22 protein-coding genes are annotated in these 19571 nt (G+C 56.6%); 15 read left to right on the forward strand and 7 right to left on the reverse strand.

Annotated features, from left to right (window positions below):
• Window positions 1-28 precede the first annotated feature (28 nt).
• Genes IM313_RS17555 through hisP form a run of 3 tightly spaced genes read left to right on the forward strand, consistent with a single transcriptional unit; the run spans window position 29 to window position 2210 of the window.
• Window positions 29-715: a histidine ABC transporter permease HisQ gene (locus IM313_RS17555; RefSeq protein ID WP_049000429.1), complete on the forward strand. Its 687-nt coding sequence runs from the start codon at window positions 29-31 to the stop codon at window positions 713-715.
• A complete protein-coding gene (locus IM313_RS17560; protein ID WP_028013953.1) occupies window positions 712-1428 on the forward strand; it encodes an ABC transporter permease in 717 nt (238 codons plus the stop codon). The genes IM313_RS17555 and IM313_RS17560 overlap by 4 nt, the downstream gene beginning before the upstream one ends.
• 8 nt (window positions 1429-1436) lie before the next feature.
• Window positions 1437-2210, forward strand: coding sequence for a histidine ABC transporter ATP-binding protein HisP (gene hisP, locus IM313_RS17565; RefSeq protein WP_010433274.1), 774 nt, complete (start codon window positions 1437-1439; stop codon window positions 2208-2210).
• Window positions 2211-2309: 99 nt separating this feature from the next.
• On the opposite strand, the gene IM313_RS17570 is transcribed toward hisP, so the two are convergent.
• The 4 genes from IM313_RS17570 to yfcG all read right to left on the reverse strand — a co-directional run bounded on the left by IM313_RS17570 (window position 2310) and on the right by yfcG (window position 4844).
• The gene (locus IM313_RS17570) at window positions 2310-2819 is read right to left on the reverse strand and encodes a GNAT family N-acetyltransferase (protein WP_192971258.1); all 510 of its coding nucleotides are present in this window, start codon (window positions 2817-2819) and stop codon (window positions 2310-2312) included.
• Between the two features lie 44 nt (window positions 2820-2863).
• Window positions 2864-3757, reverse strand: a complete 894-nt coding sequence (locus tag IM313_RS17575) for a TIGR01777 family oxidoreductase (protein WP_047367995.1) — start codon at window positions 3755-3757, stop codon at window positions 2864-2866.
• A gap of 13 nt (window positions 3758-3770) precedes the next feature.
• Complete coding sequence (folX, locus tag IM313_RS17580; RefSeq protein ID WP_028013950.1) at window positions 3771-4139, reverse strand: dihydroneopterin triphosphate 2'-epimerase; 369 nt, start codon at window positions 4137-4139, stop codon at window positions 3771-3773.
• Window positions 4140-4214: 75 nt separating this feature from the next.
• Window positions 4215-4844, reverse strand: a complete 630-nt coding sequence (gene yfcG / locus IM313_RS17585) for a GSH-dependent disulfide bond oxidoreductase (protein ID WP_028013949.1) — start codon at window positions 4842-4844, stop codon at window positions 4215-4217.
• Between the two features lie 140 nt (window positions 4845-4984).
• Between yfcG and yfcF the strand changes: the two genes are divergently transcribed.
• The 3 genes from yfcF to yfcD are packed head-to-tail and all read left to right on the forward strand — an operon-like array spanning window position 4985 to window position 6858.
• Window positions 4985-5629, forward strand: coding sequence for a glutathione transferase (gene yfcF / locus IM313_RS17590; RefSeq protein ID WP_049000425.1), 645 nt, complete (start codon window positions 4985-4987; stop codon window positions 5627-5629).
• A 55-nt stretch (window positions 5630-5684) separates the two neighbouring features.
• Window positions 5685-6236 carry a phosphodiesterase gene (gene yfcE / locus IM313_RS17595; RefSeq protein ID WP_028013947.1) on the forward strand — a complete coding sequence of 184 codons (552 nt, stop codon included), beginning with the start codon at window positions 5685-5687 and terminating at the stop codon, window positions 6234-6236.
• Window positions 6237-6291: 55 nt separating this feature from the next.
• Window positions 6292-6858: an NUDIX hydrolase YfcD gene (gene yfcD / locus IM313_RS17600; protein ID WP_006811396.1), complete on the forward strand. Its 567-nt coding sequence runs from the start codon at window positions 6292-6294 to the stop codon at window positions 6856-6858.
• A gap of 3 nt (window positions 6859-6861) precedes the next feature.
• Here the strand turns inward: yfcD and IM313_RS17605 are convergent, their stop codons facing one another.
• Window positions 6862-7881: a LacI family DNA-binding transcriptional regulator gene (locus IM313_RS17605; RefSeq protein ID WP_041908911.1), complete on the reverse strand. Its 1020-nt coding sequence runs from the start codon at window positions 7879-7881 to the stop codon at window positions 6862-6864.
• A gap of 232 nt (window positions 7882-8113) precedes the next feature.
• Here IM313_RS17605 and IM313_RS17610 point away from each other — a divergent pair, with 232 nt between their 5' ends.
• The 5 genes from IM313_RS17610 to IM313_RS17630 all read left to right on the forward strand — a co-directional run bounded on the left by IM313_RS17610 (window position 8114) and on the right by IM313_RS17630 (window position 12096).
• Entirely contained in the window at window positions 8114-8557 is a 444-nt protein-coding gene (locus IM313_RS17610) for a PTS sugar transporter subunit IIA (RefSeq protein WP_069733479.1), read from the forward strand.
• An 80-nt stretch (window positions 8558-8637) separates the two neighbouring features.
• Window positions 8638-8910 carry a PTS sugar transporter subunit IIB gene (locus tag IM313_RS17615; protein ID WP_041908914.1) on the forward strand — a complete coding sequence of 91 codons (273 nt, stop codon included), beginning with the start codon at window positions 8638-8640 and terminating at the stop codon, window positions 8908-8910.
• Between the two features lie 21 nt (window positions 8911-8931).
• Entirely contained in the window at window positions 8932-10323 is a 1392-nt protein-coding gene (locus IM313_RS17620) for a PTS ascorbate transporter subunit IIC (protein WP_045631476.1), read from the forward strand.
• Entirely contained in the window at window positions 10320-11150 is an 831-nt protein-coding gene (locus tag IM313_RS17625; protein ID WP_028013942.1) for a transketolase, read from the forward strand. Before IM313_RS17620 ends, IM313_RS17625 begins: the two co-directional genes overlap by 4 nt.
• Window positions 11143-12096, forward strand: a complete 954-nt coding sequence (locus IM313_RS17630) for a transketolase family protein (RefSeq protein WP_045259691.1) — start codon at window positions 11143-11145, stop codon at window positions 12094-12096. Before IM313_RS17625 ends, IM313_RS17630 begins: the two co-directional genes overlap by 8 nt.
• A 67-nt stretch (window positions 12097-12163) precedes the next feature.
• Here IM313_RS17630 and pta read toward each other — a convergent pair whose 3' ends face one another.
• Complete coding sequence (gene pta / locus IM313_RS17635) at window positions 12164-14305, reverse strand: phosphate acetyltransferase (protein WP_041908921.1); 2142 nt, start codon at window positions 14303-14305, stop codon at window positions 12164-12166.
• Window positions 14306-14380: 75 nt separating this feature from the next.
• Window positions 14381-15583, reverse strand: a complete 1203-nt coding sequence (gene ackA / locus IM313_RS17640; RefSeq protein WP_041908924.1) for an acetate kinase — start codon at window positions 15581-15583, stop codon at window positions 14381-14383.
• Window positions 15584-15920: 337 nt separating this feature from the next.
• Between ackA and yfbV the strand changes: the two genes are divergently transcribed.
• From yfbV to IM313_RS17660, 4 genes are all read left to right on the forward strand, one after another.
• Window positions 15921-16376 (forward strand): terminus macrodomain insulation protein YfbV, encoded by a 456-nt coding sequence (gene yfbV / locus IM313_RS17645; RefSeq protein ID WP_028013938.1) that lies wholly within the window; start codon window positions 15921-15923, stop codon window positions 16374-16376.
• A 92-nt stretch (window positions 16377-16468) separates the two neighbouring features.
• Window positions 16469-16963 (forward strand): YfbU family protein, encoded by a 495-nt coding sequence (locus IM313_RS17650; RefSeq protein WP_003861461.1) that lies wholly within the window; start codon window positions 16469-16471, stop codon window positions 16961-16963.
• 11 nt (window positions 16964-16974) lie between these two features.
• Window positions 16975-17634, forward strand: coding sequence for a sugar phosphatase (locus IM313_RS17655; protein ID WP_192971259.1), 660 nt, complete (start codon window positions 16975-16977; stop codon window positions 17632-17634).
• Window positions 17635-17709: 75 nt separating this feature from the next.
• On the forward strand, window positions 17710-19542 hold the full coding sequence (locus tag IM313_RS17660) for an SLC13 family permease (protein WP_028013936.1): 1833 nt from the start codon (window positions 17710-17712) through the stop codon (window positions 19540-19542).
• Window positions 19543-19571 lie beyond the last annotated feature (29 nt).

Consider the following 19571-nt stretch of genomic DNA (forward strand, 5'->3'; position numbering starts at 1 on the left):
CCACTCACGATACGACAGGGCTCGCGGTATGCTGTACGGATTTTCTGGCGTTATTTTACAGGGCGCGCTTGTCACCCTTGAGCTGGCTATCAGCTCCGTGGTGCTGGCGGTGCTGATAGGTCTGGCGGGCGCAGGGGCGAAGCTTTCGGCTAACAAACCGCTGTCGCTCATTTTCGAAGGCTATACCACGCTCATTCGCGGCGTACCCGATCTGGTGCTGATGCTGCTTATTTTTTACGGCCTGCAGATTGCCCTGAACAGCGTGACGGATGCGATGGGCATGGGACAAATTGATATCGACCCGATGGTGGCCGGTATTATCACCCTCGGTTTTATCTACGGTGCCTACTTCACGGAAACCTTCCGTGGCGCTTATATGGCGGTTCCCAGAGGACACATTGAAGCGGCAACCGCATTTGGTTTTACCTCTTCACAAACGTTTCGCCGGATTATGTTCCCGGCCATGATGCGCTATGCGCTGCCGGGCATCGGCAACAACTGGCAGGTTATCCTCAAAGCGACGGCGCTGGTCTCTCTGCTCGGTCTGGAAGACGTCGTGAAAGCGACTCAGCTGGCGGGCAAGAGCACCTGGGAGCCGTTCTACTTTGCGGTGGTCTGCGGCGCGATCTATCTGGTCTTTACGACCGTCTCCAATGGTGTGCTGCTTCTGCTCGAGCGTCGCTACTCCGTGGGTGTGAAGAGGGCTGACCTGTGATTGAGATTATTCAGGAATACTGGAAATCCCTGCTGTGGACGGATGGCTACCGCTTTACCGGCGTGGCGATCACGCTCTGGCTGCTGATTTCTTCCGTGGTGATGGGCGGCATTCTGGCGGTGTTTCTCGCCATCGGCCGCGTGTCGAACAATAAATTTATTCAGTTCCCGATTTGGCTATTTACCTACGTGTTTCGCGGCACGCCGCTGTACGTGCAGCTGCTGGTGTTCTATTCGGGGATGTATACGCTGGAGATCGTAAAAGGCACGGAAATGCTGAATGCGTTCTTCCGCAGTGGCCTGAACTGTACGGTGCTGGCGCTAACGCTCAACACCTGCGCCTATACCACCGAGATTTTCGCCGGGGCCATTCGTTCCGTGCCGCACGGTGAGATCGAGGCCGCGCGCGCGTACGGCTTCTCCTCGGTGAAACTTTACCGCTGCATTATTCTGCCGTCGGCGCTGCGCATTGCGCTACCAGCCTACAGCAACGAAGTGATTTTGATGCTGCACTCCACCGCGCTCGCCTTTACCGCCACGGTGCCGGACCTGCTCAAAATCGCGCGCGATATCAACTCCGCGACCTATCAGCCGTTTACCGCGTTTGGCATTGCGGCGGTGCTCTATTTAATTATCTCGTATGTTCTGATTAGCCTGTTCCGTAAGGCTGAAAAACGCTGGTTGCAGCATATAAAACCTTCTTCGACGCACTGAGAAAGATGATGGCTGAGAACAAATTAAACGTTATTGATTTGCACAAACGCTACGGCGAACATGAAGTGCTGAAAGGGGTGTCGCTGCAGGCTAACGCAGGCGACGTAATCAGTATCATCGGTTCATCCGGCTCGGGTAAAAGTACCTTCCTGCGCTGCATTAACTTCCTCGAAAAGCCGAGCGAAGGCTCGATTGTGGTGAGCGGGCAGAACATCAACCTGGTGCGTGACAAAGACGGCCAGCTGAAGGTGGCGGATAAGCATCAGCTGCGCCTGCTGCGTACGCGCCTGACGATGGTGTTCCAGCATTTCAACCTGTGGAGCCACATGACGGTGCTGGAGAACGTGATGGAAGCGCCGGTTCAGGTGCTCGGCTTAAGCAAGCAGGAAGCCCGGGAACGCGCGGTGAAATACCTGGCGAAAGTGGGGATCGATGAGCGCCAGCAGATGAAGTATCCGGTACACCTCTCCGGTGGCCAGCAGCAGCGTGTCTCCATCGCCCGCGCGCTGGCGATGGAGCCGGAAGTGCTGCTGTTCGACGAACCGACCTCCGCGCTGGACCCGGAACTCGTCGGCGAAGTGCTGCGCATCATGCAGAAGCTGGCCGAAGAGGGCAAAACGATGGTGGTGGTGACGCACGAGATGGGCTTCGCCCGTAACGTCTCGAACCACGTGATTTTCCTGCATCAGGGGAAAATTGAAGAGCAGGGGCACCCTGACGAGGTGCTGGCAAACCCGCAGAGCCCGCGTTTGCAGCAGTTCCTTAAAGGATCTCTGAAATAAAGAGGGCATCAGCCCGCAGTGCAGCCCAATCGTCCGGTGACGCTTCGCTTACCGGGCCTACAAAACCCCAGGCCGGGCAAACGCAGTGCCGCCCGGCATTCAGGCCGCACCACACTCCAGGCGATACACCCAGTCGTCATACCGCACGCCGTCAATCTCATACGCCTTTTCAAGCACCTGCGTGCGCACAAACCCGGCTTTCTCAAGCACCCGCACAGACCCGCCGTTGTCCGCCAGCACGTACGCGTTAATCGCCTTCACGCCAGTCTGGTTAAACGCGTAGTCACATACCGCGCGCAGCGCCTCGCTGGCGAGGCCTTTTCCCTGCGCGGCAGGCACAACCGTGTAGCCGATTTCCGCCTCTTCACGATTCTCAGGGCTAATTTGCAGGCCGATATCGCCCAGCGGCGTATCGTCATCCCGAAAGCGGATCACGAAGACATGCTCCGCCATCAGGCGTGCGGCAAACACGCGTCGGGTCTCTTTCTCAGGCGCAATCGCGGCCATATAGCGCATGATGTCGCTGTTTTCGCGCAGCGAGCGGAAGAACGCCCAGTCAGAGGGTTCGAAAGGGGTGAGGTGAAGTCGGGATGTAGTGATGGTTGCCATTGTTACGCCATTTCATCGGAACATGGCGTATCACTGTAACATATTCAGCGTACCACATCCCCCAGCGCCTCTTCTAAGTCATACCAGCGAAACGCAAACCCCGCCGCTTCCAGCCGTTTTGGCAGCGCGCGCTGACCGCCCAGCACCAGCACGGACGCTTCGCCCATCAACAGGCGAATTGCCGTCGCAGGCACGCGTAAAATCGCCGGGCGATGCAGGGCATGCCCCAGCGCGTGGGCAAACTGTTCATTTCGCACCGGATACGGCGCAACCATGTTAAACGGCCCGCGCAGATCGTTATCCAGCAGCCAGATAATGCCGTTCACCATATCGTCGATATGGATCCAGGCCAGGTACTGTCGCCCGTTGCCGATCGGCCCGCCGAGCCCCAGCCTGAAGGGCGGAAGCATTTTACCCAGAATGCCGCCTTTCGGCGCAAGCACTACGCCGGTACGCAGCAGGCAGACGCGGGTATTGTCGCTTTGCGCCGCGCAGGCGATGCGCTCCCACTGGGCGCAGAGTTTATGGGTGAACTCGTTGTGGGGCGGCTCTTCCTCGGTCACCACCACTTCGCCGAGATCGCCGTAATAGCCCGTCGCAGAGCCTGAAATCAGCACCGACGGCGGGGTCTGGCTGTTGCGAATCAGCTCAACCAGCTTCTCGGTGATGTTCCAGCGGCTGCTGCACAACCGCTGTTTCTGCTCTTCGGTCCAGCGCTTATCGGCGATGGGTTCGCCCGCAAGGTTGATGACGGCGTCGAAGCCGTCCAGATTCTGCCGATCGGCCAGCCCTTTCCAGATATCGACTCCCGCGCCCAGCACCTGGCGCGCTTTCTCCGGGCTGCGGGTCACTACGGTAATGTCGTGATGCAGCGCCTGCAAACGCGCAATGAGATGGCGCCCAATCAGGCCTGTACCGCCGGTCAGCAGAATCTTCATACAACCTCCAGGTTTACGCCTGGCGTCGCCAGCTTAACGTCATGGAGACGGAGTCGGCATAGCGCAGGGCGTGAAGTTTATCGATCTCTACTTCAGCATAAGTGACCCAGTGATGATCGCGTGCGATATCGAGCACATCCTGGGTTAATTTTTCCAGCAGCGAGAAGCGGTTGTTTTCCACGTACTGGATGATGTTTTTAGTGATCGTGCGATAGTTCAGCGCGTCATTGATGTCTTCGCTGGCCCGCGCTTTGTCTGCCGGGTAGTGAATCACCACATTAATGACAATATCCTGACGGTTGGCAATCTCTTCCTCTTTGATACCAATGAACGTGCGCAAGCGTAAATTTTTTATACGAATAATAGCGTCTGGCTGTGACATTGCAGGTCTTCTCCGTGTCAGTATTTCCCGCCCATAATACATGAGAGCCTCTCAGCCACCCAGCCTCATAGGTGATTAAACCTGCTGGATTTTTTGCATTGCGCGTTCGGTGGCCGGGCGGGTCCGGATACGCTCAAACCAGTTGTTCACCGCCGGGTAAGACGCTAAGTCAATCCGGTGTTTATCATGCGTATTTACCCACGGCCAGCAGGCGATATCGGCAATGCTGTAATGGTCGCCCCCGAGCCACGGCGTTTTCTCCAGCCGCTGGTTCAGAACGCCGTAAAGACGCTGGGTTTCAACCTGATATCGCTCAATGGCGTAAGGAATAGTCTGCGGCGCGAAGGCGGTGAAGTGGTGGTTCTGCCCCAGCATCGGCCCAAAGCCGCTTGACTGCCAGAAAAGCCACTGCAGAGTGTGGTGACGCTCGCGCAGTTCACCGCTCAGCAGCTTGCCGGTTTTCTCTGCCAGATAAAGCAAAATTTCACCGGATTCAAACAGGCTTAACGGCCTGCCTCCGTCCGCCGGCTGGCTATCAATAATGGCCGGAATTTTATTGTTGGGCGAAATAGCCAAAAACACAGGGTTGAACTGTTCGCCTTTGCTGATATCCACGCGGATGATTCTGTAATCCAGTTCAGCTTCTTCGAGAAAGAGTGTGATCTTGTGGCCGTTTGGGGTAGGGGCGTAATAAAGGTCAATCATTCTCAACTCCTGTCCATGCGAATAGTGGTGCCATGACAAATGAGTATAGGTGCTTGTTGTAAATCGTGAGTTTTCATCAAGTGACAGCGAAGCAAAGAGATTATATGTTGAGTAAAAACCGATCAGCCGATGAGGATGTTATGAACCAGCCCGTAATTACGTTGTGGTCCGATGCAAATTTCTTTTCTCCCTATGTTATGAGCGTTTACGTCGCGCTGGCCGAAAAGGGGCTCTCTTTTACGCTGAAGACCGTCGATCTCGACGGTGGTGAACACCTCAAACCCCAGTGGCAGGGTTACGACCTGACGCGACGCGTGCCGGTGCTGGAACTGGATGGTTTTGCACTGAGCGAATCCTCGGCGATCGATGAATATCTGGAAGATCGTTTTGCGCCGCCGGAGTGGGAGCGCATCTATCCTCACGATCTGCAAAAGCGCGCCCGCGCCCGGCAGATCCAGGCGTGGCTGCGTAGCGACCTGGTGCCGATTCGCGTCGAGCGCTCCACGGATGTCGTGTTTGCCGGTGTGAAAAAGCCAGCGCTCAGCGCAGAAGGCGTCGATAGCGCGCAAAAGCTGATTGAAACTGCAACCTCGCTGCTCGCTCACGGCAACCCGAACCTGTTCGGTGAATGGTGTATTGCCGATACCGATCTGGCGCTGATGCTGAACCGTTTGATCCTCAACGGCGATGAGGTCCCTCAACTGCTGGTGGACTATGCGGCGTTCCAGTGGCAGCGAGCCTCCGTACAGCGCTATGTGGCACTCTCCGCTAAGCGCGCGGGCTGATAAGCCCTGACGCTTCAGGTATGATAAGGGGAGTTTTTTTACCAGGGAGTGACGGATGAAACTGATGTTTGCGTCAGATATCCATGGATCGCTGCCCGCGACCGAGCGAGTGCTTTCTCTGTTTTCGCAAAGCGGGGCCCAATGGCTGGTGATTCTGGGGGATGTGTTAAATCATGGTCCGCGTAATGCGCTGCCGGAAGGCTATGCCCCGGCGCAGGTGGCGGAAAAGCTTAACCCGTTTGCCTCGCGCATTATCGCCGTTCGCGGTAATTGCGACAGCGAAGTCGACCAGATGCTGCTGCATTTTCCCCTTACCGCGCCATGGCAACAGGTTCTGCTGGAAAACAGCCGCCTGTTTCTTACCCACGGACACCTTTTCGGCCCGGATAATCTCCCGGCGCTCGCGGCTGGCGATGTCCTGGTTTACGGCCATACTCATATTCCGGTGGCTGAAAAACGCGGTGAGATTTACCATTTTAACCCGGGGTCGGTCAGCATTCCGAAAGGCGGATATCCTGCGAGCTATGGCCTGCTGGATGGAAATACCCTGAGCGTTATCGCACTTAATGATCAGCAAGTTATTGCGCAGGTAGCGATTAATCCGTAAGTTACACCACAACTGCAAACGCGCCGAAAGAGCGCTTAGACGAGAAGGTTTCCCGATGGTGGAGCAGAATCATTTGGCAAGTACTGAATGGGTTGACATTGTCAGCGAAGAAAATGAAGTGATCGCGCAGGCGAGCCGCGAACAAATGCGTGCAGAGCGACTGCGTCACCGTGCAACGTACATCGTTGTGCATGACGGCATGGGCAAGATTCTGGTCCAGCGCCGCACGGACACCAAAGATTTTCTTCCGGGCATGCTTGATGCCACCGCAGGCGGCGTCGTGCAGGCCGATGAAGTGCTGCTGGATTCCGCACGCCGTGAAGCGGAAGAAGAGTTAGGTATCGCCGGGGTGCCGTTTGCCGAGCACGGGCAGTTCTATTTCGAAGACGAACATTGCCGCGTCTGGGGTGGACTGTTTAGCTGCGTTTCCCATGGGCCTTTCGCCCTGCAGGAAGAGGAAGTGAGCGAAGTCTGCTGGATGACGCCGGAAGAGATTACCGCCCGCTGCGATGAGTTCACGCCGGATTCGTTAAAAGCGCTGGCGCTGTGGATGACCCGCAACGCCAAAAACGAATCCGCTAAGCCGGAAAACAAAGCGGAAAAAGAGGAAGAGGCTGAGTAAGCCTTAACAGCTTTCCCGCAGGCACAGGCTGGACGCGATGGGTTTTTGGTCGCGCCAGTCTCCGTCATTCAGACGTTCCAGTAGCGCTTTACCTGCCTCAATCCCAATCTTTCGATGCGGTACCGCCATCGTCGTCAGCGGCGGCTGGCAGACGCGGCTCACATCGCTATCGCCAAAGCCCACGACAGCCAGATCGTCCGGCACTTTAATGCGTCGACGCTGACACTCATACAGCGCGCCGCAGGCCAGCTCATCTGATACGCACACCAGCGCATCCAGCTCCGGCCACGCCAGCAAGAACTCTGGCAGCTGTGCCGCGCCGGTCGAGAAGCTCGGCGGCATCGCCGCGTTAATTACCCGGTTCGGCGACAGATGATGGCGCAGCATCGCCTTGTACCAGCCCTGCAAATGCTGCTGGAAAATCCACTGCTCCTGGTTTGCGCACAGCAGGCCGATATTCTGGTAGCCGCGCCTAATCACCATTTCCGTCAGCTCGTACATGGCCGCCACGTTATCGATCCCGATATTCATATCGATCGGATCGGCGCGCATCGCACCCATCTCCATTACCGGAATCGAGGCGTTTTTCAGCCAGTGTCGAACGGTGTCGGTGTGCTCGACGCTGAGCAAAATCGCGGCGGCGATATTTGACGCCAGCAGGGTCTCAAGCAGCTTCTCTTCCTGCTCAAGCCGATGCTGGGACTCTGCCAGCATAATCTGGTATCCGGCGGGCTGCAGCACCTGCTGTAGGCCCGCAAACATTTCAGAGCAACCGGCTTCGGAAAGGTTGGGAACAACCATCGCAATCGTCCATGAGGACGCGGATGCCAGTGCGCTGGCGGCGAGATTGGGCATATAGCCCAGCTCCTGCACCGCAGCTTCAATTTTTTCACGCAGTTTATCGGAAACCTGTTCGGGCGTGCGGAGCGCACGGGAGACGGTCATCGTGCCGACTCCGGCAAGCTGCGCGACATCAGCGAGCGTGACTTTTCCGGTACTGCGCCGTTTTCGGGTTAAAGACATACACCTTCCTGCTGACCAGACGCGTTCTTTTTTCCTTCATTTCAGGTGACAGGCAGTATACGCCTTAAATCCCTTTTTTTGCTGTGATTTCACACCATGATTACATTTTGATAGCGCTATCACATTTCTGCATGTTGGTAATTGGTAGCGCTATCTTTGTGATCCCGATCGCAGTCAATGATTGATGGGTTGAATAAAGTTTGCCCATCTTTAGCGTTTGGCGGGAGGGAAAATGCTCAAAAATTGGATATATGATACAACCATCACGCTGCAGGATAGCGTGGAAAGCTGGCCACAGGCGCTGGAGATATGCGCGAAACCGCTGCTGGATCTGCAGGTGATTGCACCGGAATACGTGACGGCAATCATTCAGCAGCACCATACGTTAGGACCCTATTATGTGCTGGCACCAGGGCTAGCCATGCCGCATGCGCGGCCGGAGGAAGGCGCCAAAGGACTGGGCTTGTCATTACTAAAACTAAAACAGGGCGTCTCTTTTGGTGCCGGAGAGTTTGACCCTGTCGATCTGATTATTATGCTTGCGGCACCGGATAAACATAGCCATATCGAAATGATATCCGCGCTCGCTGAATTATTTTCCAGCGACGAAGATATGGAGAAATTACATCAGGCGAATACCCTGGAGGACATTAAAACCATTATTGACCGCTTCTGATTTAATTTTTTAATCCGATTATTCACAACATTACGCGCCAGCGTGATGGGGCGTGCTCTACTCAAAATAAGGGGACAACAATGAAAATCATGGCTATTTGCGGTTCTGGCCTGGGCAGCAGTTTTATGGTCGAAATGAACATTAAAAAAGTGCTTAAAAAGCTGGACATTGAGGCCGAGGTTGAACACTCCGATCTCTCATCCGCCACGCCGGGCGCGGCGGACCTGTTCGTGATGGCGAAAGACATTGCGGCCAGCGCCAGCGTGCCGGAAAGCCAGCTGGTGGTGATCAACAACATCATTGATATCAACGAACTCGAAGCGCAGCTGCGCGCCTGGTTCGACAGACAATAACCCTGATAAGGCGAGGTGGATATGTTTATCCTTGAAACGCTGAATTTCGTTGTCGATATTTTAAAAGTCCCTTCGGTGCTGGTGGGTTTAATTGCGTTAATTGGTCTGGTCGCGCAGAAAAAAGCGTTTTCTGATGTCGTAAAAGGCACAATTAAAACGATTCTCGGCTTTATTGTACTGGGCGGTGGCGCCACGGTGCTGGTGGGGTCGTTAAACCCGTTAGGCGGCATGTTTGAGCACGCTTTTAATATCCAGGGCATTATTCCAAACAATGAAGCGATTGTGTCGATCGCGCTGGAAAAATACGGTGCCTCGACCGCGCTGATCATGGCCTTCGGCATGGTGGCGAACATTGTCGTCGCGCGCTTTACCCGCCTGAAGTACATCTTCCTGACCGGGCACCACACCTTCTACATGGCGTGCATGATCGGCGTGATCCTGACGGTCGCAGGCTTCGAGGGAGTAGGGCTGGTCTTTACCGGTTCACTGATTCTCGGCCTGATTATGGCCTTTTTCCCGGCGATTGCGCAGCGCTATATGAAGCGTATTACCGGCAACGATGAGATCGCCTTCGGTCATTTCGGTACGCTGGGCTACGTGCTGTCCGGCTGGATTGGCAGCAGGGTCGGCAAAGGCTCGCGCTCCACCGAAGAGATGAACCTGCCGAAAAACCTCAGCTTCCTGCGCGACAGTTCGATCTCCATCTCCCTGACCATGATGATTATCTATCTGATCATGGCGGTAAGCGCCGGGCGTGAGTACGTGGAGTCCACCTTCAGCGGCGGGCAAAACTACCTGGTGTATGCCATCATCATGGCGATCACCTTCGCGGCGGGCGTGTTCATCATCCTGCAGGGCGTGCGCCTGATTCTGGCGGAAATCGTCCCGGCCTTTACCGGCTTCTCGGAAAAACTGGTGCCGAACGCGCGTCCGGCGCTGGACTGTCCGGTGGTCTACCCCTATGCGCCAAACGCGGTGCTGATTGGCTTCCTGTTCAGCTTCCTCGGGGGAATTGTGGGGTTGTTGATCTGCGGTCAGTTTAGCTGGGTGCTGATCCTGCCGGGCGTGGTGCCGCACTTCTTCACCGGTGCGACGGCGGGCGTGTTCGGAAACGCCACCGGTGGACGCCGCGGGGCAATGATAGGCGCCTTTGCTAACGGCCTGCTGATTACCTTCCTCCCGGTCCTGCTGCTGCCGGTACTGGGTGCGATTGGCTTTGCTAACACCACCTTCTCGGACGCCGACTTCGGCGCGGTCGGGATTGTGCTGGGCAACCTGGCGCGCTTCCTGTCACCGCTTGCCATCACCGGGCTGGTTGTGGCGCTGTTCGCGCTGCTGGTGGCCTACAACATCTTCGCGAAAAACAAACCTGCGGGTAGTAACGCGCAGGAAAATACCGGAGCCAAATCATGAATGAGAACGAGATAACCGAACTGGCGCGTCAGATCCGTCTTGAAACCCTCAAATCCCTGACGCAGCTGGGCTTTGGGCACTACGGCGGCAGCATGTCGGTGGTGGAAACCCTGGCGGTGCTGTACGGCGCCGTGATGAAGATCGACCCGGCGGATCCGGACTGGCCTGAGCGCGATTACTTTGTGCTGTCGAAAGGTCATGCAGGCCCGGCGCTCTACAGCACCCTGGCGATTAAGGGCTACTTCCCGGTTGAAGAGCTGAGCACGCTGAACCAGAACGGAACGCGTCTGCCCAGCCACCCGGACCGCCTGAAAACGCGAGGCGTGGATGCCACCACCGGCTCGCTGGGGCAGGGGATCTCCATTGCGGGCGGTATGGCACTCTCGCACAGGCTGGCCGGGCGACCGAATCGGGTCTTCTGCATCGTTGGCGACGGCGAGCTGAACGAAGGCCAGTGCTGGGAAGCGTTCCAGTTTATCGCTCACCATCGTCTGAACAACCTGACCGTGTTCGTGGACTGGAACAAACAGCAGCTCGACGGCGAACTGGACGAAATCATCTGTGCCTTCGACCTGGAGGGCAAATTCCGCGCCTTTGGCTTTGACGTGGTGACGGTCAAAGGGGATGACATTCCGGCACTGCTGAAGGTGACTTCAAGGGTACCGGAGGCCGATGCGCGTCCGCGTGTGGTGATCCTCGACAGCATCAAAGGGCAGGGCGTGCCTTACCTGGAACAGCTCAGCAACTCGCACCACCTGCGATTGACCGCGGAGAGCAAAGCGGCCCTCAATGAGACGATTCGCCAACTGGAGGCTTCACATGATTAAGGTTGCACCGGCAGGACAGAAAGACGCCGTTGAGATGCGCAAGGTCTACGCGGGCTTTGTGGCAAAGCAGATTGAGGCCGGCAGCGAGATTATCGCCCTGGAAGCGGACCTGATGAGCTCAATGGCGATGGACGGCGTAGCGCGCGATTATCCGCAGCACGTGATTAACTGCGGCATTATGGAGGCCAACGTCATCGGCACTGCGGCGGGGCTGTCGCTCACCGGCCGTAAGCCGTTCGTGCACACTTTCACCGCGTTTGCCAGCCGCCGCTGCTTCGACCAGCTGTTTATGTCCCTGGACTACCAGCGCAACAACGTGAAGGTGATTGCCTCGGATGCGGGCGTGACGGCCTGCCACAACGGTGGGACGCACATGTCCTTCGAGGATATGGGCATCGTGCGCGGTCTGGCGCATTCGGTGGTGCTGGAAGTTACCGATGCGGTGATGTTCGAGGATGTGCTGCGTCAGCTTATCGATCTCGAAGGCTTCTACTGGGTGCGCACCATCCGCAAGCAGGCGCCGAGCGTCTATGCGCCGGGCTCAACCTTCACCATTGGCAAAGGCAACGTGTTGCGCGAGGGAAGCGATATCACGCTGATTGCCAACGGCATCATGGTGGCGGAAGCGCTGGAGGCGGCGCGCCAGCTGGAACAGGAGGGGGTAAGCGCAGCGGTCATCGACATGTTTACCCTGAAGCCCATCGATCGGATGCTGGTGAAAAACTATGCCGAGAAAACCGGGCGTATTGTGACCTGCGAAAACCACAGTATTCACAACGGTCTCGGGTCAGCGGTGGCGGAAGTGCTGGTGGAGACCTGCCCGGTGCCGATGCGTCGCGTGGGCGTGAAGGAGCGTTACGGCCAGGTGGGCACACAGGACTTCCTGCAAAAAGAGTATGGCCTGACGGCGCATGACATTGTGTCGGCGGCGCGGGAGCTGCTGTAATAAAAAAAGGCGACCGTGTGGTCGCCTTTTTGTTGCCCGGTAAGCGCCAGCGCCACCGGGCAAAACATTACTGCTGCTGCGAAGACTGAATCGCCGTCAGCGCGATGGTGTAGACGATATCGTCAACCAGCGCACCACGGGACAGGTCGTTCACAGGCTTGCGCATGCCCTGCAGCATTGGCCCGATGGAGATCAGGTCGGCTGAACGCTGTACCGCTTTATAAGTGGTGTTACCGGTGTTCAGATCCGGGAAGATGAACACGGTCGCACGACCGGCAACCGGCGAGTTCGGCGCTTTGGATTTCGCCACGTCAGCCATTACCGCGGCGTCGTACTGCAGCGGGCCGTCGATCATCAGATCGGGACGTTTTTCCTGCGCAATACGGGTCGCTTCACGGACTTTCTCTACGTCGCTACCTGCACCCGAGGTGCCGGTGGAGTAGGAGAGCATCGCTACGCGCGGCTCGATACCGAAAGCGGTCGCGGAGTCCGCAGACTGGATAGCGATTTCTGCCAGCTGTTCTGCGGTAGGATCCGGGTTGATCGCGCAGTCGCCGTAAACGTAAACCTGTTCAGGCAGCAGCATGAAGAACACGGAAGAAACCAGAGAGCTGCCCGGTGCGGTTTTGATCAGCTGCAACGGTGGACGGATGGTGTTCGCGGTGGTGTGAACCGCACCGGAAACCAGACCGTCAACTTCGTCCTGCTCCAGCATCAGCGTGCCCAGCACGACGTTGTCTTCCAGCTGCTCGCGCGCAACGGCTTCGGTCATGCCCTTGTTCTTACGCAGCTCAACCAGACGGGCAACGTAGCTTTCGCGCACCACTTCCGGGTCAACGATTTCGATGCCTGTGCCCAGCTCAACGCCCTGAGACGCCGCAACGCGGTTGATCTCATCCGGGTTACCCAGCAGCACGCAGGTCGCGATGCCGCGCTCTGCACAGATAGCCGCCGCTTTAACGGTACGTGGCTCGTCGCCTTCTGGCAGAACCACGCGTTTGCCCGCTTTACGCGCCAGCTCGGTCAGCTGGTAGCGGAAGGCTGGAGGAGACAGACGGCGGCTGCGCTCGGAGGTCGCGGTCAGGGATTCAATCCAGTCTGCGTCGATGTAACCCGCAACGTATTCCTGAACTTTCTCGATACGCTCGTGGTCATCAACCGGCACTTCCAGGTTGAAGCTTTGCAGGCTCAGAGAGGTCTGCCAGGTGTTGGTGTTCACCATGAAGACTGGCAGGCCGGTAGCGAACGCACGTTCGCACAGCTTGCTGATGCGCGCGTCCATTTCGTAGCCGCCGGTCAGCAGAATTGCACCGATTTCCACGCCGTTCATCGCCGCCAGACAGGCAGCAACCAGCACGTCCGGACGGTCTGCGGAGGTCACCAGCAGGGAACCTGCGCGGAAGTGCTCCAGCATGTGCGGAATGCTGCGCGCGCAGAAGGTCACGGACTTCACGCGGCGGGTGTTGATATCGCCTTCGTTAACGATGGTCGCGTTCAGGTGACGCGCCATATCGATTGCACGGGTGGCAATCAGATCGAAGCTCCATGGCACTGCGCCGAGTACAGGCAGCGGGCTGGATTCCTGCAGCTTTGCCGGATCAACCTTGATGACTTTCGCTTTGGAAGAGTCGTCGAAGATTTCGGACAGGTCAGGACGCGTACGGCCCTGTTCATCAACCGGTGCGTTCAGTTTGTTAACGATCACGCCGGTGATGCTGGTGTTTTTCGCGCCGCCGAAGCTGCTGCGCGTCAGTTCGATACGCTCTTTCAGCTGCTCTGGGGTATCAGTACCCTGAGACATCACGAAAACGATCTCTGCGTTCAGGGTTTTCGCGATTTCAAAGTTCAGGGACTGGGCAAACTGGTGTTTGCGGGTCGGGACCAGGCCTTCAACCAGCACCACTTCCGCGTCCTGCGCGTTAGCGTGGTAGTTGGCGATGATCTCTTCCATCAGCACGTCTTTCTGGTTGCTGGAGAGCAGAGACTCAACGTGGCTCATCTTCAGCGGTTCAGCCGCAGGAAGATTGGAGTTCTTACGCACGATGGTGGTGGTCTGGTCTGGCGCATCGCCACCGGCACGAGGCTGGGCAATAGGCTTAAAGACGCTCAGACGAACGCCTTTGCGTTCCATAGCGCGGATCACGCCGAGGCTGACGCTGGTCAGGCCGACGCTGGTTCCGGTAGGGATCAGCATAATAGTACGGGACACGGTTTATCCTCTTTCGTTACCGCCGCGTTGGGCGGGTTACAAAACAGCACCGCCAGCATTGCTGGCGGTGTGGAATCAGGCAGTCAGGCGGCACGCGTCTTGCGCGATGACCAGCTCTTCGTTAGTTGGGATAACGATAGCCGGGCGGGTGCCTTCTTTGTTGATGAAGCCAGACTTGCCGAAGCGGGCAGCCAGGTTACGCTCGTGATCGACTTCGAAGCCCAGTACGCCCAGTTTGCCCAGGGACAGTTCACGTACCATTGCCGCGTTCTCACCGATGCCGCCGGTGAAGATAACCGCGTCCAGACGACCATCCATCAGCGCGGTGTAAGAACCGATGTACTTCGCCAGACGGTGGCAGTAAACGTCCATTGCACGCTTCGCGTCTTCTTTGCTGTCGTAGTTGTCTTCAACGTAACGGCAGTCGCTGGTGACTTCGGTCAGACCCAGCAGGCCAGACTCTTTGGTCAGCATTTTGTTGATGTCGTCAACGCTCATGCCCAGTGTGTCGTGCAGGTGGAAGATGATCGCCGGGTCGATGTCACCGGAACGGGTACCCATCACCAGACCTTCCAGCGGGGTCAGACCCATAGAGGTATCAACACATTTACCGTTGCGGATAGCAGAAACAGAACCACCGTTGCCCAGGTGGCAGGTGATGATGTTGACTTCTTCAACCGGCTTGTTCAGGACTTTTGCGGCTTCCTGAGTCACATAGAAGTGGCTGGTGCCGTGCGCGCCGTAGCGACGTACGCCGTGCTCTTTGTACAGGCTGTACGGCAGGGCATAGAGGTAAGACTCTTCCGGCATGGTCTGATGGAACGCGGTGTCAAACACGGCCACGTTTTTGTCTTTCAGATTCGGGAAGGACTTCAGCGCTTCAGCTATACCGATCAGGTGCGCCGGGTTATGCAGCGGAGCAAAAGAGGCAGAGTCTTTGATGCCCTGGATAACTGAGTCGTCGATGACAACGGAGCTGGTGTATTTTTCGCCGCCGTGGACGATACGGTGACCAATCGCAGTCAGCTGAGCAGACAGTTCTGGTTTTTGTGCCAGAATAGTGTTAACGATAAAGTTCAGCGCTTCACTGTGAGCGGCGCCTGCACCTAAAGCCGCTTCTTGTTTGCTGCCGTCCATCTTCCACTTGATACGTGCTTCAGGCAGATGGAAACATTCGGCCAAACCAGAGAGGTACTCGTCACCGTTGAGCGCATCGATGATGGCGAATTTCAGTGAAGAGCTACCGCAGTTCAGAACCAGTACTAACTTACTCGACATGGAAGTACCTATAATTGATACGTGGCTAAAAAAACGTCAATGAGCCTAAAAGCGTAACGCAAGCTGACCCAGACGTTTATGATTAACATCATGCCAAACGAACATTCTGGCAGGATGGAAGAAATACCTATGATTTTAAGCCATTTTGAACATTTTTCAGACAATGGCATAATATGCGATAATTTGACGAGTTAACGCTTCTCGTCTACGGCCCTATCAGGCTGGCACAGAATACCCGATACGGGGTAGCGATGACAAAATATTTTGAACGTTGTCATAGCCTGTTGTGGTTTTGCACAAAAATTTTAATTTTTATATGTGAAGTTGAGGTACAGCCATGTCGACACCCGAAATCCCGTCCGTGAGCTTTTTCAGTCTGTTTCGTCGGGGACAGCATTACGCAAAGACGTGGCCAATGGAAAAGCGCCTTGCGCCAATGTTTATTGAGAATCGCACGATCCGCGCCACGCGCTATGCGATTCGCTTTATGCCTCCGGTGGCTATCTTTACTCTGTGCTGGCAAATCGCCCTCGGTGGACAGCTTGGTCCTGCCGTCGCAACGGCGCTCTTCGCGCTAAGCCTGCCGATGCAGGGGCTGTGGTGGTTAGGCAAACGCTCCATTACGCCGCTTCCGCCTTCTATTTTACACTGGTTTTATGAAGTGCGTGGAAAACTGGAGGAGGCCGGGCAGGCGCTGGCCCCGGTTGAAGGCAAGCCGGATTACCAGGCGCTGGCGGACACGTTAAAGCGTGCTTTTAAGCAGCTGGATAAAACATTCCTCGATGACTTGTGATTGATCATCGAAACGACTAACAAAAGAAGGCACAGTAACACACCGTTACCGTGTCTTTTTTTTACAGTGCAATGCGCTACAGGAGTCGAAAGATGGAAATGACCCATGCTCAACGTCTGATTTTGTCTAACCAGTACAAGATGATGACTATGCTTGATCCCGATAACGCTGCGCGCTACAGCCGCCTGCAAACCATCGTCGAACGCGGTTTTGGTTTGCAAATGCGCGAACTGGACCGCGAGTTTGGCGAGCTGAAAGAAGAAACCTGCCGCATCGTGATCGACATTATGGAGATGTATCACGCTCTGCACGTCTCCTGGACGAATCTCAAAGACCAGCAGACCATTGACGAACGTCGCGTGACCTTTTTAGGCTTTGATGCCGCGACGGAAGCGCGCTATCTGAGCTATGTTCGCTTTATGGTGAACACCGAAGGGCGCTACACCCATTTTGATGCGGGAACGCACGGCTTCAACGCCCAAACCCCCATGTGGGATAAATATCAACGTATGCTGAGCGCGTGGCACGCCTGCCCGCGTCAGTACCATTTAAGCAGCAACGAAATTCAACAAATCATTAATGCCTGACGGAGGTGCGTGTGCAGTGTAAAGGTTTTCTGTTTGATCTGGACGGTACGCTGGTGGATTCGCTGCCGGTGGTGGAGCGTTCTTGGTGCCACTGGGCCGACCGGCACGGCATCGACCATCAGGACGTGCTGAATTTTATCCATGGCAAACAGGCCATTACCTCATTGCGGCACTTTTTAGCGGGGCGTTCTGAGGAAGAGATCCAGGCGGAGTTCAAATACCTGGAGCAGATTGAGGCCACCGACACCGAGGGCATTACCGCGCTGCCCGGGGCGCGCGAACTGCTTGAGCATCTGAATGAAGCGCAAATCCCGTGGGCTATCGTCACCTCCGGCTCTGTTCCGGTCGCGCATGCCCGCCATAAGGCGGCCGGTTTACCGAAGCCTGAGGTGTTCATTACGGCTGAGCGCGTTAAACGCGGCAAGCCGGAGCCGGATGCGTTTCTGCTTGGTGCAGAAATGCTGGGCTTCGCGCCTGCAGAGTGTGTGGTGGTGGAAGATGCGGCCGCTGGCGTGCTGGCCGGGCTGAACGCCGGGAGCCACGTCATTGCCGTTAACGTTCCGGCGGGATCTCCACGCCTGGACGAGGCGGACTTTGTGATTCATTCCCTGATGGCGCTGGCGGTGTCAAAAGCGCCCGACGGAGTTGTAACCGTCTCGCTAAAAATGTAATCCCATGATATAGCCCCACGCTGCTGGGGCTTTTTTATGGCAAAATTTCTCATCTTCCACTGACAAGGATAGGTTGTGAACGGTGAACTGATCTGGGTTCTGAGCCTGCTTTTAATCGCCATTATTCTCTTCGCCACAGGCAAGGTGCGCATGGATGCCGTCGCCCTGTTTGTCATCGTCGCGTTTGTGCTGAGCGGCACGCTCACGCTACCGGAAGCCTTCTCCGGGTTCAGCGACCCCAACGTTATCCTTATAGCTGCCCTGTTTATCATCGGCGACGGCCTTGTTCGCACCGGCGTGGCGACCATCATGGGCGCGTGGCTGGTTAAGGTGGCCGGCAGCAGTGAAACCAAAATGCTGATCTACCTGATGCTGACGGTCGCCGGGCTGGGGGCGTTTATGAGCTCAACGGGCGTGGTCGCTATTTTTATCCCGGTGGTGCTGAGCGTTTCAATGCGGATGCAGAGCTCGCCGTCGCGCCTGATGATGCCTCTGAGCTTTGCCGGTTTGATCAGCGGAATGATGACGCTGGTGGCGACGCCGCCGAACCTGGTTGTCAACAGCGAGCTGATTCGTGAAGGGTTTCAGGGCTTCAGCTTTTTCAGCGTCACCCCGCTTGGACTGGTGATTCTGGCGATGGGCGTGGTCTACATGCTGCTGACCCGTTTTGCCCTCAAAGGCGACAAACAGGATAAGAATAAAGAGGGGTGGAAGCGACGTACCTTCCGCGATCTGATCAAAGAGTACCGCCTCACCGGGCGGGCGCGCCGTCTGGCCATTCGCCCCGGCTCGCCGATGGTCGGCCAGCGGCTCGACGACCTTAAGCTGCGCGAGCGTTATGGCGCGAACGTGATCGGGGTTGAGCGCTGGCGTCGTTTTCGTCGGGTGATCGTTAACGTGAACGGGGTATCAGAGTTCCGCGCGCGTGATGTCCTGCTGATTGATATGTCAACGGCGGACGTGGATCTGCGAGAGTTCTGTAGCGAGCAGCTGCTGGAGCCGATGGTGCTACGCGGCGAGTATTTCTCCGACCAGGCGCTGGATGTGGGGATGGCCGAAGTGTCGCTGATACCGGAATCGGAACTGCTGGGTAAAACCGTGCGTGAAATGGGTTTCCGTACCCGCTATGGCCTGAACGTAGTGGGGCTGAAGCGTGATGGCGTGGCGATGGAAGGGGCCGTCGTCGATGAGCCGATCCTGCTGGGAGATATCTTTCTCGTGGTCGGCAACTGGAAGTTGATAAGCCAGCTCGGGCAAAAAGGGCGTGATTTTGTGGTGCTCAACATGCCGGTCGAGGAGAGCGATGCCTCCCCGGCGCACAGCCAGGCGCCCCATGCGATTTTCTGTCTGGTGCTGATGGTGGCGCTGATGCTGACCGATGAAATCCCTAATCCGGTCGCAGCCATTATCGCCTGCCTGCTGATGGGGAAATTCCGCTGCATTGACGCCGAAAGCGCGTATAAAGCCATTCACTGGCCGAGCATTATTCTTATCGTCGGGATGATGCCCTTTGCCCTGGCACTGCAAAAAACCGGCGGGGTGGATCTGATCGTAAAAGGCTTGATGGACGTGGGCGGCGGGTATGGACCGTACATGATGATGGTCTGTCTGTTTGTCATGTGCGCCACGATAGGGTTATTTATCTCGAATACCGCGACGGCGGTGCTGATGGCGCCCATTGCGCTGGCGATGGCGAAATCTATGGGCGTGTCGCCGTACCCGTTTGCGATGATGGTCGCGATGGCGGCATCCGCGGCGTTTATGACGCCGGTTTCATCGCCGGTGAACACGCTGGTGCTGGGGCCGGGGAATTATAAGTTCAGCGATTTCGTGAAGCTGGGCGTGCCGTTCACCGTGCTGGTGATGGTGGTGTGCGTGGTGTTAATTCCGGTGTTATTCCCGTTTTAGCGTGAGCGCAGAAACGTAGGCCGGGTAAG

Source organism: Enterobacter cloacae complex sp. P2B (assembly GCF_014895985.1).
GTDB classification, from domain to species: domain Bacteria; phylum Pseudomonadota; class Gammaproteobacteria; order Enterobacterales; family Enterobacteriaceae; genus Enterobacter; species Enterobacter bugandensis.